Source organism: Neopusillimonas maritima (genome assembly GCF_003576595.1).
Lineage (GTDB): Bacteria > Pseudomonadota > Gammaproteobacteria > Burkholderiales > Burkholderiaceae_B > Neopusillimonas > Neopusillimonas maritima.
This window is the reverse complement of sequence record NZ_NQOU01000025.1, coordinates 1-1,144: the sequence shown is the minus strand read 5'-3', so window position 1 is coordinate 1,144 and position 1,144 is coordinate 1. Positions and strand designations below refer to the sequence as shown.

Sequence of the window (1,144 nt, the reverse complement as noted above, 5' to 3'; positions counted from 1 at the left end):
CTTGACTATCATAATGGCAGCCCTTCCAGTTTCCACGTGCCACGAGAAATGGCAATGAAGAAACCAATCCCCAGGATTGTTAGTGTAAAAACGAACGCGAGTAGCACCACCCCTCTTAATCATTACAGTATCCCTTAATGCCGGGATTCCATTTGCACTTGGCACGTTAGTCATCTTCAGAGTTTCGTTCTGCCCCACCATTTCCATCACATAGAATTTATATCCGTGCAAATGAAACGGATGAGCTACAGCCGGGTTATTCGAGAGGTCCCTAAATATAATTTCAACGACGCTTCGTTGTGGAAGATTAACTATATGAACACATTCGCAGATTTCACTATCAAGACAATTTGATGTCATGAAAGATGGTGTACAGGAATTTGATATGTTCTTATTTCTGTTCATCATCGATACCTCTTCGGGAAATATGAAACTTATGTTGTTAATGGCACCACTGTGTAACGTCCTTCTGTCCAGTTGATGAAACGAATAGTATTTCGTGTCAGGAAACGATGCACTTCCGTGCAACTGTTCTGGTGTCCATTCGTACAGACTAAAGTTGAGATTCACTTGGTAAACATTACGCGAGTTCACAATCGATTTAGCGGTGACGCCTGTCTTTGGGTCGTTAAGACTTCTTAGATCGGCATCACAAAGGTTATTGGCAGTCCCATTACATTCTGGATGATTTAATACAGAAGTATATGGTAGAGGATTGGTCATCGTTGGTGCCTCAGAATCAGGATAAATTCCAATGTCTGAAGAGTTTGTATCGTACGACAGCACGCCTACCTGATCGGTAAATATTGGAACACCAGCACAGGGAGGTAATCCCGTAATATGAATCCAGTATGATTTGCTGGTTTTAGTAGCGTTAAGGACGAAGTCTACTCGCTGTCCGGGCAACATTGTTAGTGCATCGACGTTTGTCGGAACAATGTCGCTACCGTCTGTTGAAACGATAGTCATACTGTGATCCTCGATTTGAATCAGGTGAGGACAGACCATACTGCCAGCATCAATTACGCGGAAACGATAGGATGACCCAGTTTTTACGTGAAACGTGGCCAATGGCGTTGGAGTGGTCTCATTGGATGTGCGATTCGTATATCTACCATATCCGTTGATGAGGAATGAGTAGGGA

General features: G+C 43.3%; 1 protein-coding gene. It reads right to left on the bottom strand.

The genetic code is table 11. The annotated features are described in order from the left end of the window. Nucleotides 1-1,128 (bottom strand): multicopper oxidase domain-containing protein (locus tag CJO09_RS15550; protein WP_245961362.1); only part of this gene is annotated, 1,128 nt, incomplete at its 3' end. Nucleotides 1,129-1,144 lie beyond the last annotated feature (16 nt).